Consider the following 240-nt stretch of genomic DNA (forward strand, 5'->3'; position numbering starts at 1 on the left):
CGGGTGGACGCACTGGTGGGATTCCAGTGGCCCGGGCCGGCTCAGTCGGCTTGACAAAACTTTCCTGTTGAATACGCCGACGCGCCCGCTTCTAGGACGCCCTGCAGCTCTTTGCGCAGGCGGGTCGGCTTTATCAGAATGACATCGGGCGCAAGGCCCAGCAGGAACTGCTTGAACGTCAGGGAGGGACGCACCGTAGCAACCAGTTCGAAGCCATTTCGCGTTTCCTTGATGGTCTGG

Annotated in this window: 1 pseudogene; it reads right to left on the reverse strand. The window is 60.8% G+C overall.

The window, feature by feature from the left end:
- Positions 1-41: 41 nt before the first annotated feature.
- Positions 42-240: pseudogene (locus KVT32_RS31330) on the reverse strand (WYL domain-containing protein); the annotation flags it as partial.

The sequence above is a fragment of the Achromobacter sp. GbtcB20 genome (genome assembly GCF_019091095.1).
GTDB lineage: Bacteria > Pseudomonadota > Gammaproteobacteria > Burkholderiales > Burkholderiaceae_B > Achromobacter > Achromobacter mucicolens.